General features: G+C 43.7%; 1 pseudogene. It reads right to left on the bottom strand.

Annotated elements, in window-relative coordinates:
* Positions 1-47 precede the first annotated feature (47 nt).
* Positions 48-1,191, bottom strand: a pseudogene (locus JCM16418_RS23335) (IS3 family transposase).
* Between the last annotated feature and the right edge of the window lie 92 nt (positions 1,192-1,283).

Here is a 1,283-nt window from a genome sequence, read left to right as displayed (position 1 = left end):
GGGACTGACCCCTATTAATGAGACAGGGATCAAAACACCTTGCAAGTTTAAGCAGCCAGTTGCCGAAAATGAATCGGTGACTGGTTGTTTAGTTTTGTTTGAATGCGAATTGAGTTATAGTAAGTAATGTAGTCTCGAACGGTCTTTTCGACGATTGCCGTCGTCGTACAGGTCAAACCTTCGAGGTAGAACGTTTCAGACTTTAGTGTGGAATGAAACGATTCGATGGGGGCATTATCAGCGGGCGTACCCTTACGGGACATGCTCATGGTAATGCCTTTTCCCTTTACTGCTTCCTGATAAGCCTGGGAAGTGTACACGCTGCTTGATCGCTATGGAGTATGGCGCCCGGCAGAGATGGTAATTGATTAAGCGTTTCTAGTACAAATGCGGTGTCTTGCTTGTCAGCTATACTGTATGCCACAATCTCTCCATTAAACAAGTCCAAGATACTCGACAGGTACAACATTCTTCCGCCAAAAGGCAGATACGTAATATCTGTAACGAGTTTTTGCATGGGTGCATTAGCTTTAAATTCACGCTTCAGCAAATGTTCTGCTATATAGGCTGGCTGTCCTGTAGTCTTGCGTTTCTTCACTTTGACACGACACTGCAGACCCTCACACTGCATAATCCGCTGTACGCGTTTGTGATTAATCTTATACTCTCTTCGAAGCAACGCTGTGATCTTTCGGTATCCATAGCGAAATCTATGTTGTTTACTGAGTTCATGAATTTGCTTTACCAAATCGTCCTCGTATTTACTCTCTAAGTTAGCTTTCCAGCGATAGTAGGTGGCTCGTGGAACCCCAATCCATTTGCACGCTTGTGCCACACTAACCTCTTCTCGGATCGATTCAATCCATTCCACTAGGACTTTTGGAGATACCTCCTTTCCATTTCCTTGAACTTTTTTAGCAGATCTACCTGTTGTCTCAAGAACCTGTTTTCTGCATTCACTTTCTCTAACTCTGAGACGTATTCTGGTCCTTTACCGTAACTGTACTGTTTACCGACAGGTTGCTCCAACCGTTTCAGCTCACCACTGCGGTACCATTTCATCCAGGTCTCCACTTGTGTCTTATTGCGTATATTCAGTTGATCCATGACTTCTTTCACTGGAATGCCAGCCAATCTCATTTCAATGGCTTTCATCTTCACTTCTAGTGGATAGCTAACTCTTGTTGCCAACGCAAAAACACCTCCAAGGTTGTCTCCATATCTTACGACATGGTTGAATTTTCTTGAAGGTGTTTTAATTTGTCTCACATTATGGGGTCAGT

This window comes from Paenibacillus pini JCM 16418 (assembly GCF_000576305.1).
Taxonomy (GTDB): Bacteria; Bacillota; Bacilli; order Paenibacillales; family Paenibacillaceae; genus Paenibacillus_AQ; species Paenibacillus_AQ pini.
This window is presented reverse-complemented; position numbering and strand designations above follow the sequence as displayed.